We start from the raw sequence: 16787 nt of genomic DNA on the forward strand, positions 1-16787 counted from the left end.
CAGCACCACCCACCTGCGACCGCAGACCCACCTCGCCAGCACCACCCACCTGCGACCGCAGACCCACCTCGCCAGCACCACCCACCTGCGACCGCAGACCCACCTCGCCAGCACCACCCACCTGCGACCGCAAGCCTGGCTCACCAGCACCGCCCGCCTGCGACTGCAGTCCCGGCTCAGCACCACCAGCCTGCGCCCGCAGACCCGCCTCAACACCGCCCACCTGCGGCTGCAAGCCCGGCTCAGCAGCACCGCCCGCCGGCGAACTGGCGACAGGATCACTCACCTGCGAGCCCTCATCACGCTGACCTGCTGACTGCGCCGCCGGGGCGTGCGCTTCGGGCGTCGGGTCCGGAACCGCTTGAGCCCGAACCGTCTCGTCCGGAACCAGCTGGCCCGGATTCGCCTGCCCCTGCGGGGATTGCGGACTCTGCGCCTGCTGGTCGTCCTGGTGTCCCGTACCGTCGTTCATCGCCGTTGCCCTCCGTCAGCCAGTTCGCTCTGCCTTCGAGTAGAGCTCGCCAGACTGAGAACTCCATCGGGCCAACCAATGAATCAGCTGAGAATCTTCTCCACGGCCGCGACGACGGCCCGCCGGCGGACGATCCGGCTCGGCGCGGCGGCGCCGTACTCAGGGGTCATCGACGACCAGCTGGTCGCGATCGCCTGGATCAGCGACAGCAGCGTCACCGCGCTGAACTGCTTCGGTACGACGCGTCGCCGCTGCGCGCGTTCCAGCTCCTCGAGCCGGTCGTGGTTGACCGCGAGGACCGCCTCCAGCGGCTTACCGTCCGGCCGTTCGAGCCGGTACCAGCTGGTCAGCCGGAGCCGGGCCGGGTTGTCCTCGAAGTAGTCGAACAACCGCCCCGCGTACGCCGGGAGGTCACTGGTGTCGAAGCCGACCACCGTGAGGTACTCCTCGACGCTGGCGGTGAAGACGGCGTCGAACAAGCCGTCCTTGTTCCCGAAGTACGCGTAGAGCATGGCTTTGTTGCAGTCGGCCACTTCTGCGATCCGCTGCACCCGGGCGCCGGCGATCCCCCGCTCGGCGAACTCTTCGGTGGCGGCGGCCAGGATGCGGGCCCGGGTCCGGTCGGCGTTGCGCTGCTGCATGACACCAGCATAACCAACCGGTTGGTTGATTCCTCGGAGGTCGGGAGTTACCGTGGTCAAGTATCCAACCGTTTGGTTAGTTAGGACTGATCATGAGCAAGGTGTGGTTGATCACCGGAAGTTCCCGCGGCCTGGGGCGAGCGCTGGCCGAGGCTGTGCTGGCAGCCGGCGACCGGGTGGTCGCGACGGCGCGGACGCCGGAGCAGTTGAGTGACCTGGTGACGAAGTACGGCGACCAGGTCCGTGCGGTGGCGCTCGACGTCACCGACCCGGCTGCCGCGCGGAACGCCGTCCGGACGGCGGTCGCGGAGTTCGGCGGGCTCGACGTCGTGGCGAACAACGCCGGCTATGCGAACAGTGCGCCGATCGAGGAGATGGCGGACGACGACTTCCGCGCCCAGCTCGAGACGAACCTGTTCGGCGTGGTGAACGTGACGAAGGCCGCGCTACCCGTCTTCCGGGAGCAGCGCGGCGGGCACTTCCTGCAGTTCTCGTCGATCGGCGGGCGCGTCGGCGGGACACCCGGGATGGGCGCGTACCAGACCGCGAAGTTCGCCGTCGAAGGGTTCTCCGAGGTTCTCAGCAACGAAGTCCGGCCCTTCGGCGTCCGCGTCACTATCGTCGAGCCCGGCGCCTTCCGCACCGACTGGGGCGGCTCCTCGATGAGCATCGCCCCCGTCGGTGCCGACTACGAGCAGTCCGTCGGCGCCATGCACACCTTCCGCCGCGAAGCCGACGGCAACCAGGCCGGCGACCCCGCCAAAGCCGCCCAAGCCCTTCTCCACATCGTCAACCACCCCACTCCCCCACTCCGCCTCCTCCTCGGCACCGACGCCCTGACCCGAGCCCAACAAGGCGCCCAAGACCGCGCCACCGAAACCCAAACCTGGGCCCACCTATCAACCTCAACCGACTACTGACCCGCCAGCACCAGTCGCCCGAAGCGGCCGGACCCTCCGCTGCCGCTCACGTCCCCAGCGGCCGCGAGAGGGGATCCATCGAGCCCACCCACGGTGGGTGGGAGGGTGGGTGGCTGTCGGTCTGGCCGGTCGCCGGGCCACTCAGGTCGCCGGTGGCGCAGCTGACTGGCGCAGGTCCGGCGGCCACATCCGGCCCCTCGTAGGTGGCGAGCGGCCACGCACGCCAGTCGTCCGAAGCGGCCGGAGGCTCCGCTGCCGCTCTCGTCCCCAGCGGCCGCGGGAGGCGAGCCATCGAGCCCGCCCCCGGTGGGTGGGTGGCCGTCGGTCTGGCCGGTCACCGGGCCGCCTAGGTCGCCGGTGGCGCAGCTGACTGGCGCGGGACTGCGGCGCACTTGGCTGGCGTGGTCCGGTGACGCACTTGGCTGGCGTGGTCCGGCGGCGCGCACGGCGGCGGTCCGGCGGCGCAGATGGCGGCGGTCCGGCGGCGCGGATGGCCGGTGCGGGTCTGCGCCGCCGAAATCCGAAGCTGGGCCGACCTGGCCACCTCGACCGACTGCTGATTAGCGGAGGGGGTGGAAGAAGTGGCGGAGGTCGGTTAGGAGGAGGGTGGGTTCTTCTAGGGCGGCGAAGTGGCCGCCTTGGGGGACGTCGGTCCAGCGGGTGATGGTGTTCTCGCGTTCGGTGTAGGCGCGGATGGGGACGTCGTGGGCGAAGGCGAGGACGGCGGTGGGGACGCCGGAGTTGGGGCGGGTGGCGCCCCAGGGCTGGGATTGGGCGTAGCCGACGTAGGCGGCGGAGTTGGCGGTGCCGGTGAGCCAGTAGAGCATGGCGTTGGTGAGGAGACGGTCCTTGGGGATGATCTCGTCGGGGAGGGTTTGGGCGGGGTGGGTCCAGGCGTGGAACTTGTCCATGATCCAGGCGAGCTGGCCGACCGGGGAGTCGACGAGGCCGTAGCCGATCGTCTGCGGGCGGGTGGACTGGATGGCGATGTAGCCGAACTCCTGCTGGAGGAAGGTTTCGATCCGGGCGATCCGGTCCTGTTCGAGCGGCGTCATCGACTCGAGTTCGCCGGGTGCGAGCGGGAGGGTGGGCATGGGGCCGGGGCCGCCGTTGGTGTGGACGCCGACGACGTGCTCGCGGTCCGCGCGGGCGACCTCGGGTGAGACTGCGCCGCCGATGTCACCGCCCTGGACGCCGTACCGGGTGTAGCCGAGGCGGCTCATCAGCTCGGCCCAGACGCGGCCGATCCGCTCCGCCGTCCAGCCGCCCTCGGAGACCGGCCCGGAGAAGCCGAAACCGGGCAGCGAGGGGATGACGACGTGGAACGCGTCGGACGCGTCGCCGCCGTGGGCGACCGGGTCGGTGAGCGGGCCGATCAGGTCGAGGAACTCGACGATCGAGCCCGGCCAGCCGTGCGTCAGCAGCAGCGGGAGCGCGTTCGGCTCGGCCGAGGTGACGTGCAGGAAGTGGATCTGCTGCCCCTCGATCTCGGTCGTGTACTGCGGGTAGGCGTTCAGCTCGGCCTCGGCTGCCCGCCAGTCGTACGTCGTCCGCCAGTACTCGACCAGCTCGGACAGGTACCCGACCGGGACGCCGGTGTCCCAGTCGTCACCCGGCAGCGGAGTGGGCAGGCGGGTCGCGGCCAGCTTCGCCGCCAGGTCGTCCAGGGCGCTCTGCGGAATCTCGATGCGGAAGGGCTTGATCGTCGTCATGTCTTGTACTCTTTCAGCCAGTTAGGTCAGCTTTTGTCCTAAGTGACCGGAAGACTTCTGAACATGCTGGAAACCTCCGCACGCCTGCTCAAACTCCTGTCGCTCCTCCAGTCCCCGCGTGATTGGAGCGGCGCCGCGCTGGCCGCCGAGCTGGGCGTCGGCGTCCGCACCGTCCGCCGCGACGTCGACAAGCTCCGCAACCTCGGCTACCCGGTCGACGCCCTGCCCGGCGTCGCCGGTTACCGGCTCGGCGCCGGCGCATCGCTGCCGCCGCTCCTCCTGGACGACGACGAGGCCGTCGCGGTCGCGGTCGGACTGCGAGCTGCCGCGGGCGGACCGATCGCCGGGATCGAGGAGTCCTCGGTCCGGGCGCTGACCAAGCTCGAACAGGTCCTGCCGTCGCGGCTCCGCCATCGGGTCAAACTGCTCCAGACAGTCGCCGTGACGCCGTCCGGCGCGGCCGCCGTCCAGACCGACGTCCTGCTCGCCGTTGCTGAGGCCTGCCGCGACCATCAGCAGCTGCGGTTCGACTACCGCGATCACCACGGCGCATCGGCTCGGCGGACGACGCAGCCGCATCGGCTGGTCAACAACGGACGCCGCTGGTACCTCGTCGCCTGGGACGTCGACCGCGACGACTGGCGCACGTTCCGCCTCGACCGCCTGCAACCGGTGATCCCGACCGGCCCGCGCTTCACCCCGCGCGAAGTTCCCGAGCTGAAGTCGACCGCGGCCGGCGTCGCCTCCGGTGGATACCGCTACCAGGCAACCTTCCACATCACCGCCCCGGCCGACGTCCTCGCCGACCAGCTCCCACCAACCGTCGCCACCGTCACCCCCGTCGACGAGCACACCACCCGCGTCACCACCGGCTCCAACTCCCTCGACGAACTCACCCTCTACATCGCCCTCCTCGGCCACCCCTTCACCGTCGAGTCCCCACCCGAACTCATCACCCACATCCACACTCTCGCCACCCGCCTAACCACCGCCGTCCCCTGACCCAAACCCAAGCCAGCGGGTGGGTGTGGGGGTGGTGGGGTGGGCGGTACGGTTCGGGTATGACGGTCGGCGGGGTTGAGGATCGGTTTGTCGAGACTGGGTTGGGGCGGATTCGGCTGCGGGTGGGTGGGGCTGGGGCGGGGATCTTGTTCTGGCCCAGTTTGTTGATGGACGGGACGTTGTGGGCGGGGCAGGTTGAGCATTTTGCGGGGCGGTTCCGGGTGATCTTGGTGGATCCGCCGGGGCATGGGGGGAGTTCGCCGCTGACGAGGGCGTTCACGTTCGCGGAGTGTGCGGAGGTGGTGGTGGCGATCCTGGACGAGTTGGGGATCGAGAAGGTGCATCTGGTGGGGAACAGCTGGGGCGGGATGATCGGGGGGACGTTCGCGGCGTTGTATCCGGAGCGGATCGGGGTCGCGGTGTTGATGAATGCGACCGCGTCGCCGGCCGGGTGGGCGCAGAAGGTCGAGTACGGCCTGCTGGACAAGGCGACTCGGGTACTCGGGGGGATTCGGGGGCCGTTGGTGGGGCCGGTGGTGAACGCGTTCCTCGGGCCGACGGCGAAGCGGGAGAAACCCGAGGTCGTTGCCACGGTCAAGCAACTCGCGCGGCAGGTGGCGGTGAATTCCGGGCGGCACGCGGTGGCGAGTGTGGTGCCGCGGCGGCCGGATCAGCGGGAGTTGTTCGGGCGGATCCGGACGCCGGTGCTGGTCGTGGCGGGTGCGGAGGACGCGACGTTCCCGGTGGCCGAGACCGAGGCGATGGCCGATTCGATCCCGGGTGCGCGGTTCGTCGTCCTCGAGCAGTCCGCGCACCTTGCCGCGCTGGAGTCCCCAGCCGAGGTCAATACACTGATCGACGAGTTCATCGAGGACTACGGGTAGGGACCGGTGTTCGGGTGAGGTCGGCGGCTACGACGATCTCGCCGTCGAACTCGGCGGCGGCCTCCTCGTGGAAACGCTCAGGCTCCAAGTAGCGTTGGGAAAAGTGCGTCAGGACGAGTTTGCGGACGCCGCACTCGGCGGCCGCCCGCGCCGCCTGTTGCGCGGTGAGATGGCCGAAACGATGCGCCAGCTCGCGTTCGGCCGACAGGTACGTCGACTCGATCACCAGTAGATCGGCGCGATCGGCGAGTTTCAGTACGTTCGCGCACAGCCGGGTGTCCATCACGAACGCGAACCGCTGACCCGGCCGGGGCTCGCTCACCTCGTCGACGTGCACGGTCCGGCCGTCGACCTCGATCGAGCCGGTCCGTTGCAGCTGGGCGATGTCCGGCCCGGCGACGCCGTACGCCCGTAGCTTTTCCGGCAGCATCCGGCGTCCATCGGGCTCGATCAGCTGATAGCCGAACGACTCCAGCGAGTGCTCCAGCCGCCGCGCCCACAGCTGCCCGAACGAGCCGACCGCGAGCAGCCCGTCCTCCTCGACCGGCTCCTCCAGCAGCTCGGCCCGCTCGTAGAAGGACGCCGCATGGCGCAGGCGGTCGAAATACTGCTGGCCCGAGGCCGGGTAGTGCGCGCGGACGGCGTGCGGCACGTCGTCCAGTGACATCCGTTGGACGACGCCTGGTACGCCGAGGCAGTGGTCACCGTGGAAATGCGTGATGCAGAGGCGGGTGATCGCGCCGGCCGGGACACCGGCGAACAGCATCTGCCGCTGCGTCCCCTCCCCCGGGTCGAAGAGGAAGCCTTCGTCGTCCCAGCGCAGGAAGTAGCCGTTCTGGGTGCGTTCTCGCGACGGCACCTGACTCCCGGTGCCGAGCACCACCAGCTCGCGCATCTCAGGCGAGGACGGCGGCCAGCGTCGCCGAGGAGATGTTGGCGCCGCAGGACACGACCGCGACCCGGCCGCTGGTCAACCGGCGCGCGGCGGCGAACGCCATCGCGGCCGACCCCTCGATCAGGTGATGCTCGGTGTCGATGACGGTCTTCAGCGCGGAGCGGATCTCGGTCTCGTCGACGAGGATCCAGTCGTCGACCAGCTCGCGGCACAGCTCGAAGGTGATCGCGCCGGGCTCGACGCTGCCCGCCGTCCCGTCGGAGAGCGTCGGCGCGGCGTCCACCTGGATGATCTGACCGGCCCGGACCGACTCGGCCATCGCGGCGTCGGCGGCCGGGGAGGCGCCGTACACCTTGATCTCCGGGCGCTGTTGTTTGAGGACGGCGGCGATCCCGCTGATCAGCCCACCGCCGCCGACGGCGACGACGACCGCGTCGAGGGGTTCGCCGTCGAGCTGGCGGAGGAGCTCGACGGCGATCGTGCCCTGGCCGGCGATCACGTCGGCGTCGTTGTACGGCGAGGCGTAGGTGAGGCCGTGTTCCTCGGCGTACGCGCGGGCCTTCAGCTCTTGGGCTCCGGTGTCGGTGCCCTCGGCGCGCAGCTCGGCGCCGAGGCGGCGGAGGGCCGCGACCTTGCCGGCGGCGGCGTTCTCGGGGAGGTAGACGATCGCGTGGCCGCCGAGGAGGTTGAGCGCGTTGGCGACGCCGAGACCGTGGTTACCGGAGGACGCCGTCACGACGCCGGCCGCGCGCTGGGCGTCGGTCAGCGTGAGGATCTTGGCGAGCGCGCCGCGGGCCTTGAACGAGCCGGTCTGCTGGAGGTGTTCGCATTTCGCCAGGACGTCGACGCCGAGCTCCGCGCTGAAACCGCGGAACGGGAGCAGCGGGGTCGGCGGGAGGTACTCGTGCAGCGACGGCGCGATCCCTCGCGATCGGGCGGCGATCTCGGCTGCGGTCACGTGTGCTCCTCGTATTCTGTCGTCGTCGACTGCAGGCTATCCGGAGGGTGTTCGCGATGACGGAAGCACTGTGGAGCGGATACCAGTACGCCGACGTCGACGCCGACGGGTGGACGACGTTCTGGCGCCTCGACCCCCGCGGTCGCGACTTCACCCTGAACGACTGGACGGCGGACCGGGCTCGGCCGGAACACCGCCTCTGGGAGCGGGCCGCGACTCCGGCCGGTGTTCGCGGGGTATGGACGACGTCCGCGACCTCACTCCGCCTGGAGGTCCGGGCAGCCTTCGGTATCTCGAAGAAGATCGCACCCATAGATGTGCTCGTCGATGGGCAGTTGCACGCACGCTGCCCGCTGCAGGAAGGCGAGCAAGAGGTCGTCGTCGACCTACGGAAAGAGCGAAAACCAGGAGGCCCCGCATGGGCCGAAGCGGGCGCGGGAGACGGGGCGGGCGCGGGGGGCGGGGGTGCGGCGGTGGTTGAGGTTTGGTTGCCGCAGGCGGGGCGGGTCGAGGTTCGGGAGGTGGGGTTCGAGGGGGCGGCTGAAGCTGTGGTCTCGGGGGGTCCGCGGTGGGTGACCTATGGGAGTTCGATTACGCAGGCGGCGGGGGCGGCGGGGCCTTCGGAGACTTGGCCGGCTTTGGTGGCTCGGGCTCGGGGTTGGGAGCTGCGGTGTCTCGGGCTGTCCGGCGAGTGTCACCTGGATCCGGTGGTGGCGCGGACCATTCGGGACACGCCGGCTCGCCTGATCTCGATGTGCCTGGGCGTGAACATCTACGGGGGCGCGACGTTCAACGGGCGGACATTGCCAGGACAGGTCGAGCAGTTCATCCGGACCGTGCGGGACGGCCATCCGACAACGCCGATCGTGGTGATCACGGCGCTGACCGTGCCGGATCGGGACCGGACGCCGAATGCGGTCGGGCTGACACTGGACGACGTCCGGACCTGTGTCGAGCTGGGCGCCCGCCAGGATCCCGGCGTCCGGATCATCGGCGGGCGGACGATCCTGTCCGCGGACGAGACTCGGGCCCTGTACACAGATGGTCTGCATCCAGGGCCCGAGGGTTATCGCGTCATCGCGGAGCGGCTGACTCCGTTGCTCACTCTGCCGGAGTGAGCGAGGTGCCGAGGGCCTGCCAGTCGAGGACCGGGGCGGCCTGGGCGCCGATGGTGGCGAGCAGACCGAGGCGAGCGGCCCGGACGTCGGCGTCCTCGGCCATCACCAGGATCTCGTCGAAGAACGTGCTGACCGGCTCGACCAGGACGGACGCCGCGGTGGCGAAGTCGCCGAGCGCGATCGGGGCCTGACCGACCTTCTGGACGGCCTCGTGCAGGACGACCTCGGCCGGCTCGGTGAGCTTGCCCGCGTCGTACTCCGGCGCGGTGCCCTCCGGGACGATCCGGCGCACTCGCTGCAGCACGGCGACCAGCTGCGCGAACTCCGCGCTGCCGACCAGCGACTGCAGACTCGCCAGCGTCTCGTCCGCGACCGCCGGAGCCGTTGCCAACGGCAACACTGCCGCGACCTGCAGGTGGTCGTCACCGCGGTCGATCAGCTGCTGCTCGTAGCGCCGGACGGTGAACTCGACGACGTCCTCGATCGACTCGCCGGACACCTCGATGCCCTGGGCGCCGATCTCGGTCGCGGCGGCCTGCAGGCCCGCGGTCAGCGTGATCGCGCGCAGCGCCGGGTGCTCGCGCAGGATCGCGACCACACCGCCGGCCGCGCGCCGCAGGGCGAACGGGTCCGAGCTGCCGGTCGGCTTGGCGCCGATCCCGAACAGCCCGGCCAGCAGGTCGAACCGGTCCGCGAGCGCGAGCAGCGCGCCCGGGATCGTGGACGGCGTCGGGTCACCCGCCGAGCGCGGCAGCTCCATGTCGAACAGGGCCTGCGCGACGGCTTCGGTCTCACCGGCCCGGCGCGCGTACTCGCGAGCCATCGTGCCGGCCAGGCTGGTCAGCTCGACCACCATCTGCGAACCGAGGTCGAACTTCGCCAGCTCGGCCGCCCGCTGCAACGTGGCCAGGTCGTCGCCCTCGACGCCGGCGACCGGCGCCAGCGCGAGCGCGATCCGGCCGATCCGACCGGCCCGATCGGCCATCGAGCCGAGCTTCTCCTCGAAGGCGAGCTTGTCCAGCTCGGCCTTCATCGACTCCAGCGGGGTGTCGAGGTCGGCGCGCCAGAAGAACGCGGCGTCCTCGTAGCGGGCCCGCAGGACGCCCTCGTTCCCGTTCCGGACGGTCGCCTCGTTCACCGAACCGTTGGCGACGGCAACGAAGTGCGGCAGCAGCTCGCCGTCCGCGCCGCGGACCGGCAGGTAGCGCTGGTGCTTGCGCATCACCGTGGTCAGGATCTCGCTCGGCAGGTCGAGGTAGTCGGCCGCGAAGTTGCCGAGGATCGGGGTCGGCTCCTCGACCAGGTTGACGATCTGGTCCAGCAGCGCGGACTCCGCGGTGAAGTCGATCGAGCCGGTGACCTCGGCGGCGAGCCGCTCGGAGGTCTCGACGATCTGCTGCCGGCGGCGGGCCGGGTCGGCCTCGATGCCGTGGATGCGGAGCAGGTCCAGGTAGCCCTCGGCGGAGGCGATCTCCACCTTCGGCTGCGCGGCCGTGCGGTGCACGCGCGTCGTCCGGCCGGCGGCCAGCGAGGACACCGAGACCGGGACGATCTCGTCGCCGAGCAACGCGACCAGCCAGCGGACCGGCCGGGTGAAGGACAGCTTCGCGTCGTTCCAGCGCATGTTCTTGTCCGAGCGCAGACCGGCGACGATCTCGCTCAGCACGCCGCTCAGCACTTCGGCCGCACCGCGACCCGGGTCGGGCTTGGTGACCGCGACGTATTCGACGCCGCCGACCTCGATCGTGTGCAGCGCTTCGGCGTCCACGCCCTGACCGCGGGCGAACCCGGCGGCGGCCTTGGTGACGTTGCCGTCGGCGTCGTACGCGGCGGCCTTCTTCGGGCCGCGGGCGACGCGCTCGGCGTCCGGCTCACCGGCCTGCACCTCGGCGACGAACGCGACCACGCGGCGCGGCGTCGCGTACGTCGTGATCGCGCCGTGCCCGAGCCGGGTCGCGGCCAGCTTCTCGGTCAGCGCCGTCTTCACCGCGGCCGCGGTCTTGGTGACCTCGGACGGCGGCATCTCCTCGGTGCCGATCTCGAACGTCAGCTGCCGCGTGCCCGTGCTGACCGGGTACGACGTCGGCTCGGGCGCCGCGGCCGGGAGCTCGGCCAGGCCGAGCGGGTGCTCGAGCTCCGTCCGCCGCTCGGCCCAGAGCTGGGCGACCTCACGGGCCAGCGTGCGCATCCGGGCGAAGGCCTTCGCGCGCTCCGTCGTACTGACGGCGCCGCGGGCGTCGAGGACGTTGAAGGTGTGCGAACAACGCAGCACCTGGATGTGCGCGGGGACGGGCAGCCGGGCGTCGAGCATCCGCCGGGCCTCGCTCGCGTACTCCTCGAAGAGGCGCTTCTGCGACTCCACGTCGGCGTCGTCGAGGTAGTAACGGCTCATCTCGTACTCGGCCTGGCCGAACGCCTCGCCGTACGAGATGCCCGGCGCGTAGGCGATGTCCTTGAAGTGCGAGACGCCCTGCAGCGCCATCATGATCCGCTCGATGCCGTAGGTGATCTCGACCGACACCGGGTCCAGCGTCATGCCGCCGGCCTGCTGGAAGTAGGTGAACTGGGTGATCTCCAGACCGTCCAGCCAGACCTCCCAGCCGAGCCCCCAGGAGCCCGTCGCCGGGTTCGCCCAGTTGTCCTCGACGAAGCGCACGTCGTGCGCGTGGATGTCGATGCCGAGCGCGGTCAGGCTCTCCAGGAACAGCTCCTGCGGGTTGCCCGGATCCGGCTTGAGGACCACCTGGAACTGGGTGTGCGTCTGCAGGCGGTTCGGGTTCTCGCCGTAGCGCGCGTCGTCGGGCCGGACACTCGGCTCGACGTACGCCACCCGCCACGGCTCGGGACCGAGCACGCGCAGGATCGTCGCCGGGTTCAGCGTCCCGGCGCCGACCTCGGTGTTGAACGGCTGCACGACCATGCAGCCCCGGTCGGTCCAGTACTTCGTCAGCGCGATCAGCGCGTCCTGCATGGTCAGCACAACAAACCTCAAGCCGTCTTCCGGAGGATCTACAAAGCGGAAGTCTAGGGGGCGCGCGCCGGGCGCCACGACCGGTCCGCGACCTAGACGCCCAGCTGGTCCAGGTTGGTCTCGACCCAGCTGCGGAGGGCCGACAGCGGGACGGCGACGCTGCGGCCGAGGCCGGTCAGGGAGTACTCGACGTGGAGCGGGACGGCCGGGTAGACCTCGCGGTGCAGGAAGCCGTGGTCCTGCAGCCGGCGGAGCGTCTGGGTGAGGACCTTCGGGCTGATGCCCTGGAGGCGGCGCTGCAGCTCGCCGAACCGCAGCGGACCGGCTTCGAGCGCGCCGATCGCGAGGGCGGCCCACTTGTTCGCGAGCAGGTCGAGGACGTCGCGGCAGGGGCACTGCGCGGCGTAGACGTCGTGCTTGTCGTGGGCTCCGGTGGAGCAGGTGGCGCTCATACTTCCCAAAGGATAGCAATATTCCTTGCGGGAAACTACGGTCCTGGGGATAGCTTGCGGGACATGAGAGCCATCAGCCAAGAAGAGTTCGGCGGACCCGAGGTCCTGCAGGTGATCGAGACCGCGCGGCCGGAGCCGTTGCCGACGGAGGTGCTGGTCCGGGTCGAGGCGGCCGGCGTCAATCCGGTGGACGCGAAGACGCGGGCCGGGAGCGGTGTCGCCGGAGTGCTCGGGACGCCGCCGTTCGTGCTCGGGTGGGACGTGTCGGGGGTCGTCGAGGCGGTCGGGCACGGCGTCCATACGGTCGCGGTCGGGGACGAGGTGTACGGGATGCCTTGGTTTCCGCGGGCGGCTTCGGCGTACGCGGAGTACGTCACCGCGCCGTCCCGGCACTTCGCCCGGAAGCCGTCGAACCTCAGCCACGTTGAGGCGGCGGCGGTGCCGTTGGCCGGGCTGACGGCGTACCAGATCTTGACCGCGCTGGCGGATGTGCAGGCTGGGCAGCGAGTGCTCGTGCACGCGGCGGCCGGAGGCGTCGGGCATCTGGCGGTCCAGTTCGCGAAGCAGCTGGGCGCTTTCGTGGTCGGGACGGCGAGCGCCGGGAAGCACGACTGGTTGCGCGAACTCGGTGCCGACGAGCTGATCGACTACCACTCGACGGCTGTTCCGGACGCGACCGGCGACCTCGATCTGGTCGTCGATCTGATCGGGAGCGAGCAGACTCTGGCCGAGTCGGTCGCCGTCCTGAAGCCCGGTGGACTGTTGGTCGCCGTGCCGTCCGGGACGTCACCGGAGCTGCTGGCCAAGGCCGAGGCGGCCGGCGTCCGGGTCTCCGGTTTTCTGGTCGAGCCGGACGGTCATGCGCTCGGCGAGATCGCGCAGCTGATCGAGAAGGGCGCCGTCCGAGTCGAGGTCGAGCAGGTCTTCCCGCTGTCCGACGTCGCCGAGGCCCACCGCCAGCTGGAGAACGGCCGCACCCGCGGCAAGCTCGTCCTCGATCTCCGTCGGTAAGGACAGGAGGTAGTCGGCCGAAGAGCGAACCCGCCCGCCTGCACCAGGCGGGTGAGCGGGCCGAGAGCGCGACTACCTCATGTCGTTAGCGACGGCCTCCGGCATCGGCAGCCAGCCGTCGGGGATGTCCGGCCAGTCGGGGGCCAGCTCGTCGATGGCGGCATGGAGCGCGGCCAGGCCGGGGTGGGTGAAGTTGGCGCGCCAGATCATCGACCAGGGGTAGAGGGCGACGGGGTCGACGAGAGGGCGGAGGACGGCGCCGGGGACGGCGGGCTGCGTGGTCATCGTGAGGATCGGGGCGTTCCGGTCCTTGATGTGCCGCGCCAGCTCGTCGGTCCCCTGGACATGCGGGTGCGCTTTCGCGGCGTCCACCCCGAAGGGCGCGAGCAGTTGGTGGACGGCGTGCTCCCAGCCGGGAGTCGCGTGGTTCCCGGCCCGGGAGCAGACGCCCGTCCCCCGCAGCCGCTCGAACGGTACGGCGTCCAGCTCGGCCAAGGGATGCCGCTCCGGAAGGAGTACCGCGATCGGCTCGTGGCGGACGACGCGCTGCCGCAGACCGTCCATCGGACCGGGATGCCGGCCGAAGGTGACGTCGATGCGCTCCGCGAGCAGCAGCGGGACCGCGGCCTCGGCGCCGGTCTGATAGCGGGCGAAGTACTCGAGCTCCGGCGTCCGCCGCCGCGCGGCCGCGAGCACCAGCGTCGGCGTCAACCCCGCCCCGACCACGTCGACGGTCAACGACGGCGCCGCGCCACGCATCTCCTGCACGGTCAGATCGTGTAAGGCGATCAACTCACGCGCCCGGCCGAGGAGCTGCTGCCCGGACGGCGTCAGCTCGACCCGTCGCGTCGTCCGATCGAGCAGCCGGACGCCGAGCCGCTCCTCGAGTCGCCGGATGTCGCGGCTCAGCGCCTGCTGCGCGACGAACAGCCGTTGCGCCGCGCGACTGAAGTGCAACTCTTCGGCGACGACAACGAAGTAGCGCAGCAGTCTGATCTCCAGGTCGTCGGCCACGCCTCCTTATTAACACGCGAGGAGCGTCAATCGACCGCCAACAGGTGTTGGAGTTCAGGCCGGATTCTCCCGCATGGTCGAGACATGGAAACCAAAACTCTCGACACCGCCGATGGCCTGCTCTACTACGAACTGCGTGGTGACGGACCGCTCGTCGTCCTGGCAGGCGCCCCGATGGACGCCGACTCGTTCGCGCCGCTCGCCGAACTCCTGGCCGCCGAGTACACCGTGCTGACGACGGACCCGCGCGGTATCAAACGCAGCCCACTCGACGAACCGGAGCAGGATTCAACCCCCGAGCAGCGCGCCGGGGATCTGGCCGCGCTGATCAAGGCGGCCGGCGGGCCGGCGATCGTGTTCGGTTCGAGCGGCGGCGCCGTCAGCTCACTCGCGCTGGCTCAGCACTACCCCGAGCTGGTCCGCGCCGTGATCGCGCACGAGCCGCCGCTGCTCAGGCTGCTCGACGACAGCGCCGACCAGTTGGCCCGGTCGGCCGCGATGCAAACGACGTACCTCGGCGGGGATGTCCTCGGCGGCTGGGAGCAGTTCTTCGCGCAAGCGAACATCGCCGTCCCGGACGGGATGCTGGAGATGGCGTTCGGCGGCGAGCGTGATCCGCAGGTGGTCGCCGACGAACAGTTCTGGTTCGCCCACGAACTCGGTCCGAGCGTCGGCTGGCAGCCAGACCTCGACGTCCTCCGGAACACCCCGATCGTGGTCGGGATCGGGGTCGAGTCGGCCGGTCAGCTGTGCGAGCGGACGTCGTCCGCGCTGGCCGCCGGGCTGGGGACGCAGCCGGTCCGGTTCCCGGGCGACCACACCGGATTCGCGGAGGACCCGAACGGTTTCCTGCCCGCGCTGCGGGCGGTGTTAGCCGACATCTGACACCCGGAGTCGCTCCCGCGGCGGCATGTGTGAAGCTGGGGTGGTCCGGTGCGTGCGCTCGGCGGTTCGGAGCGGTCGTACCGGGCACCGGTCGGGTGCCGGGCGGACCGTCCCACCGCGTGGCGTCTTGACCTCAACCGTGGTTGAAGTTTCAAGCTGGTGCCAGCACCAGGACACGGCGATATCCGGCCCCCGCGGGGCCCCGACGAAGGAGCAGAGTTGACCACGTACACGCTTCCCGATCTTTCCTACGACTACGGCGCCCTCGCTCCGAGCATCGCCGGCGAGATCATGGAGCTGCACCACTCCAAGCACCACGCCACCTACGTGAAGGGCCTGAACGACACCCTCGACAAGCTGGCCGAGGCCCGCGACAAGGGTGACTTCGGCGCGATCGTCGGGCTGGAGAAGACGCTCGCCTTCAACCTGGGCGGTCACGTCAACCACTCGATCTTCTGGAAGAACCTCTCCCCGGAAGGCGGCGACAAGCCGACCGGCGAGCTGGCCGCCGCGATCGACGAGTTCTTCGGCTCGTTCGACGGCTTCCAGTCGCACTTCACCGCCGCCGCGACCACGATCCAGGGTTCCGGCTGGGCCATCCTGGGCTGGGACGCGCTGGCCGGCCGCCTGCTGGTGCACCAGCTGTACGACCAGCAGGGCAACCTGCCGGCCGGGCAGATCCCGATCGCGATGCTGGACATGTGGGAGCACGCCTTCTACCTGCAGTACAAGAACGTGAAGCCGGACTACGTCAAGGCCTGGTGGAACGTCGTCAACTGGGGTGACGCGCAGGCGCGTTTCGACGCCGCGCGCGGCGCGAGCGGGCTCATCACCGGAGCCTGATCGCCCACGCCATCACAATCGGCCGCGCCCGCTCGGCGCCCGCTCACGCGGGCCCGGCGGGCGCAGTTGTGATGGCGTAGCGGATCGGCCCTACCCGCAGAACCCAGCCACCACCGGGGCGATCGCGCTCGCCTTGATCACGTGGTTCTGGCCGGGCACCTCGACATGCGTGCTCCCCGGGAGGGCGGCCGCCAGCGCCCGGTTCGAGGTCTTCATCCAGCCCGGGCTCTTACCGCCGTTCACGACCTGGAGCGGGACGTCGATCGCCGCCCACTGGGCCGCGTCGAGGGGCCGGCCGAAGCAGTTGTCGCCGAGCATCCGGGCGTCGTACGGGAGCGTGTGCGCGACGGCCTTCATCCCCTTCCAGGCCGGCATCAGCTTCATCATCGCGACCACGAAGCCGGGCAGCCCGATCCCCTTGGTCATGAAGTACTTGACCGCCGCACCCGGCTCGAGCGCCTCCAGGTCCGCGACCCACGTCGCCGGGATCTGCTTGCGGCTGTCGTCGACGACGAACGGCGGCTCGAACACGACCGCCCGGTCGACGGCCACCCCGGCGGCCAGCGCGCGGAGCAGCAGCGCCGCGCCGGATGACGTCCCGTACACGGACGCCGAACCGCCCGCGACCTCGATCATCGCGGCCAGATCCTCGATCTCCCGCTCGACGGAGTACGTCGTCGCGTCACCGGAGTCGCCGCGGCCGCGCCGGTCGTAGTTGTAGACGGTGAAGCGATCCGCCAGCAGCTCGGCGAGCTCCGGCATCGGGCCCTGCGCGCGGCTGCAGAGCGCGCCGTCCACCAGGATCAGCGCCGGCCCCGTGCCGCGCCGGTCGTACGCGATCGTCGTGCCGTCCTTGGAAACCGTCGTGTGCATCGCACTGCTCCTTCATCGGTGGTCTTGCCAGTGCGTCGAACATCTTGCCGCCAGATCGACACGGATCGGCCAAAAAATCGGCCCGAAATCGACGCAGCGTGCGGAAATTACCCGGAGTGAGGAGGAAAACCCGTGT

16 protein-coding genes are annotated in these 16787 nt (G+C 70.3%); 8 read left to right on the forward strand and 8 right to left on the reverse strand.

Annotation, left to right across the window (positions count from 1 at the left end):
* On the forward strand, positions 1-316 hold a 316-nt coding region (locus ACZ6ZD_RS02590; protein WP_465667610.1), incomplete at its 5' end, for a hypothetical protein.
* Positions 317-555: 239 nt separating this feature from the next.
* Here ACZ6ZD_RS02590 and ACZ6ZD_RS02595 read toward each other — a convergent pair.
* The gene (locus ACZ6ZD_RS02595) at positions 556-1113 is read right to left on the reverse strand and encodes a TetR/AcrR family transcriptional regulator (RefSeq protein ID WP_465667612.1); all 558 of its coding nucleotides are present in this window, start codon (positions 1111-1113) and stop codon (positions 556-558) included.
* Between the two features lie 92 nt (positions 1114-1205).
* Here ACZ6ZD_RS02595 and ACZ6ZD_RS02600 point away from each other — a divergent pair, with 92 nt between their 5' ends.
* Positions 1206-2033 (forward strand): oxidoreductase, encoded by an 828-nt coding sequence (locus tag ACZ6ZD_RS02600; protein ID WP_465667613.1) that lies wholly within the window; start codon positions 1206-1208, stop codon positions 2031-2033.
* 560 nt (positions 2034-2593) lie between these two features.
* On the opposite strand, the gene ACZ6ZD_RS02605 is transcribed toward ACZ6ZD_RS02600, so the two are convergent.
* Positions 2594-3745 carry an epoxide hydrolase family protein gene (locus ACZ6ZD_RS02605; protein WP_465667615.1) on the reverse strand — a complete coding sequence of 384 codons (1152 nt, stop codon included), beginning with the start codon at positions 3743-3745 and terminating at the stop codon, positions 2594-2596.
* 63 nt (positions 3746-3808) lie between these two features.
* Between ACZ6ZD_RS02605 and ACZ6ZD_RS02610 the strand changes: the two genes are divergently transcribed.
* Both ACZ6ZD_RS02610 and ACZ6ZD_RS02615 read left to right on the forward strand, forming a co-directional pair.
* Positions 3809-4747: a helix-turn-helix transcriptional regulator gene (locus ACZ6ZD_RS02610; RefSeq protein WP_465667617.1), complete on the forward strand. Its 939-nt coding sequence runs from the start codon at positions 3809-3811 to the stop codon at positions 4745-4747.
* A 59-nt stretch (positions 4748-4806) separates the two neighbouring features.
* A complete protein-coding gene (locus ACZ6ZD_RS02615; protein WP_465667619.1) occupies positions 4807-5631 on the forward strand; it encodes an alpha/beta fold hydrolase in 825 nt (274 codons plus the stop codon).
* Here the strand turns inward: ACZ6ZD_RS02615 and ACZ6ZD_RS02620 are convergent.
* Both ACZ6ZD_RS02620 and ACZ6ZD_RS02625 read right to left on the reverse strand, forming a co-directional pair.
* A complete protein-coding gene (locus ACZ6ZD_RS02620; protein WP_465667621.1) occupies positions 5612-6526 on the reverse strand; it encodes a ribonuclease Z in 915 nt (304 codons plus the stop codon). The two genes, ACZ6ZD_RS02615 and ACZ6ZD_RS02620, sit on opposite strands and share 20 nt — an antisense overlap.
* A gap of 1 nt (position 6527) precedes the next feature.
* The gene (locus ACZ6ZD_RS02625) at positions 6528-7484 is read right to left on the reverse strand and encodes a pyridoxal-phosphate dependent enzyme (protein ID WP_465667623.1); all 957 of its coding nucleotides are present in this window, start codon (positions 7482-7484) and stop codon (positions 6528-6530) included.
* A gap of 56 nt (positions 7485-7540) precedes the next feature.
* Between ACZ6ZD_RS02625 and ACZ6ZD_RS02630 the strand changes: the two genes are divergently transcribed.
* Positions 7541-8602 (forward strand): GDSL-type esterase/lipase family protein, encoded by a 1062-nt coding sequence (locus tag ACZ6ZD_RS02630; protein ID WP_465667625.1) that lies wholly within the window; start codon positions 7541-7543, stop codon positions 8600-8602.
* Here the strand turns inward: ACZ6ZD_RS02630 and ACZ6ZD_RS02635 are convergent.
* Positions 8586-11573 carry a glycine--tRNA ligase gene (locus tag ACZ6ZD_RS02635; protein WP_465672604.1) on the reverse strand — a complete coding sequence of 996 codons (2988 nt, stop codon included), beginning with the start codon at positions 11571-11573 and terminating at the stop codon, positions 8586-8588. The two genes, ACZ6ZD_RS02630 and ACZ6ZD_RS02635, sit on opposite strands and share 17 nt — an antisense overlap.
* 92 nt (positions 11574-11665) lie before the next feature.
* A complete protein-coding gene (locus tag ACZ6ZD_RS02640; RefSeq protein WP_465667627.1) occupies positions 11666-12025 on the reverse strand; it encodes a winged helix-turn-helix transcriptional regulator in 360 nt (119 codons plus the stop codon).
* A gap of 63 nt (positions 12026-12088) precedes the next feature.
* Between ACZ6ZD_RS02640 and ACZ6ZD_RS02645 the strand changes: the two genes are divergently transcribed.
* Positions 12089-13036, forward strand: a complete 948-nt coding sequence (locus ACZ6ZD_RS02645) for an NADP-dependent oxidoreductase (RefSeq protein ID WP_465667628.1) — start codon at positions 12089-12091, stop codon at positions 13034-13036.
* A gap of 72 nt (positions 13037-13108) precedes the next feature.
* On the opposite strand, the gene ACZ6ZD_RS02650 is transcribed toward ACZ6ZD_RS02645, so the two are convergent.
* On the reverse strand, positions 13109-14050 hold the full coding sequence (locus tag ACZ6ZD_RS02650) for a LysR family transcriptional regulator (RefSeq protein WP_465667630.1): 942 nt from the start codon (positions 14048-14050) through the stop codon (positions 13109-13111).
* A gap of 84 nt (positions 14051-14134) precedes the next feature.
* On the opposite strand from ACZ6ZD_RS02650, the gene ACZ6ZD_RS02655 reads away from it, so the two are divergent.
* Positions 14135-14935: an alpha/beta fold hydrolase gene (locus tag ACZ6ZD_RS02655; RefSeq protein WP_465667632.1), complete on the forward strand. Its 801-nt coding sequence runs from the start codon at positions 14135-14137 to the stop codon at positions 14933-14935.
* Between the two features lie 219 nt (positions 14936-15154).
* A complete protein-coding gene (locus tag ACZ6ZD_RS02660; protein ID WP_171677649.1) occupies positions 15155-15778 on the forward strand; it encodes a superoxide dismutase in 624 nt (207 codons plus the stop codon).
* 90 nt (positions 15779-15868) lie between these two features.
* Here the strand turns inward: ACZ6ZD_RS02660 and ACZ6ZD_RS02665 are convergent, their stop codons facing one another.
* Positions 15869-16651, reverse strand: coding sequence for an alpha/beta fold hydrolase (locus tag ACZ6ZD_RS02665; RefSeq protein ID WP_465667634.1), 783 nt, complete (start codon positions 16649-16651; stop codon positions 15869-15871).
* Positions 16652-16787 lie beyond the last annotated feature (136 nt).

It is taken from the genome of Kribbella sp. NPDC104218 (assembly GCF_055584105.1).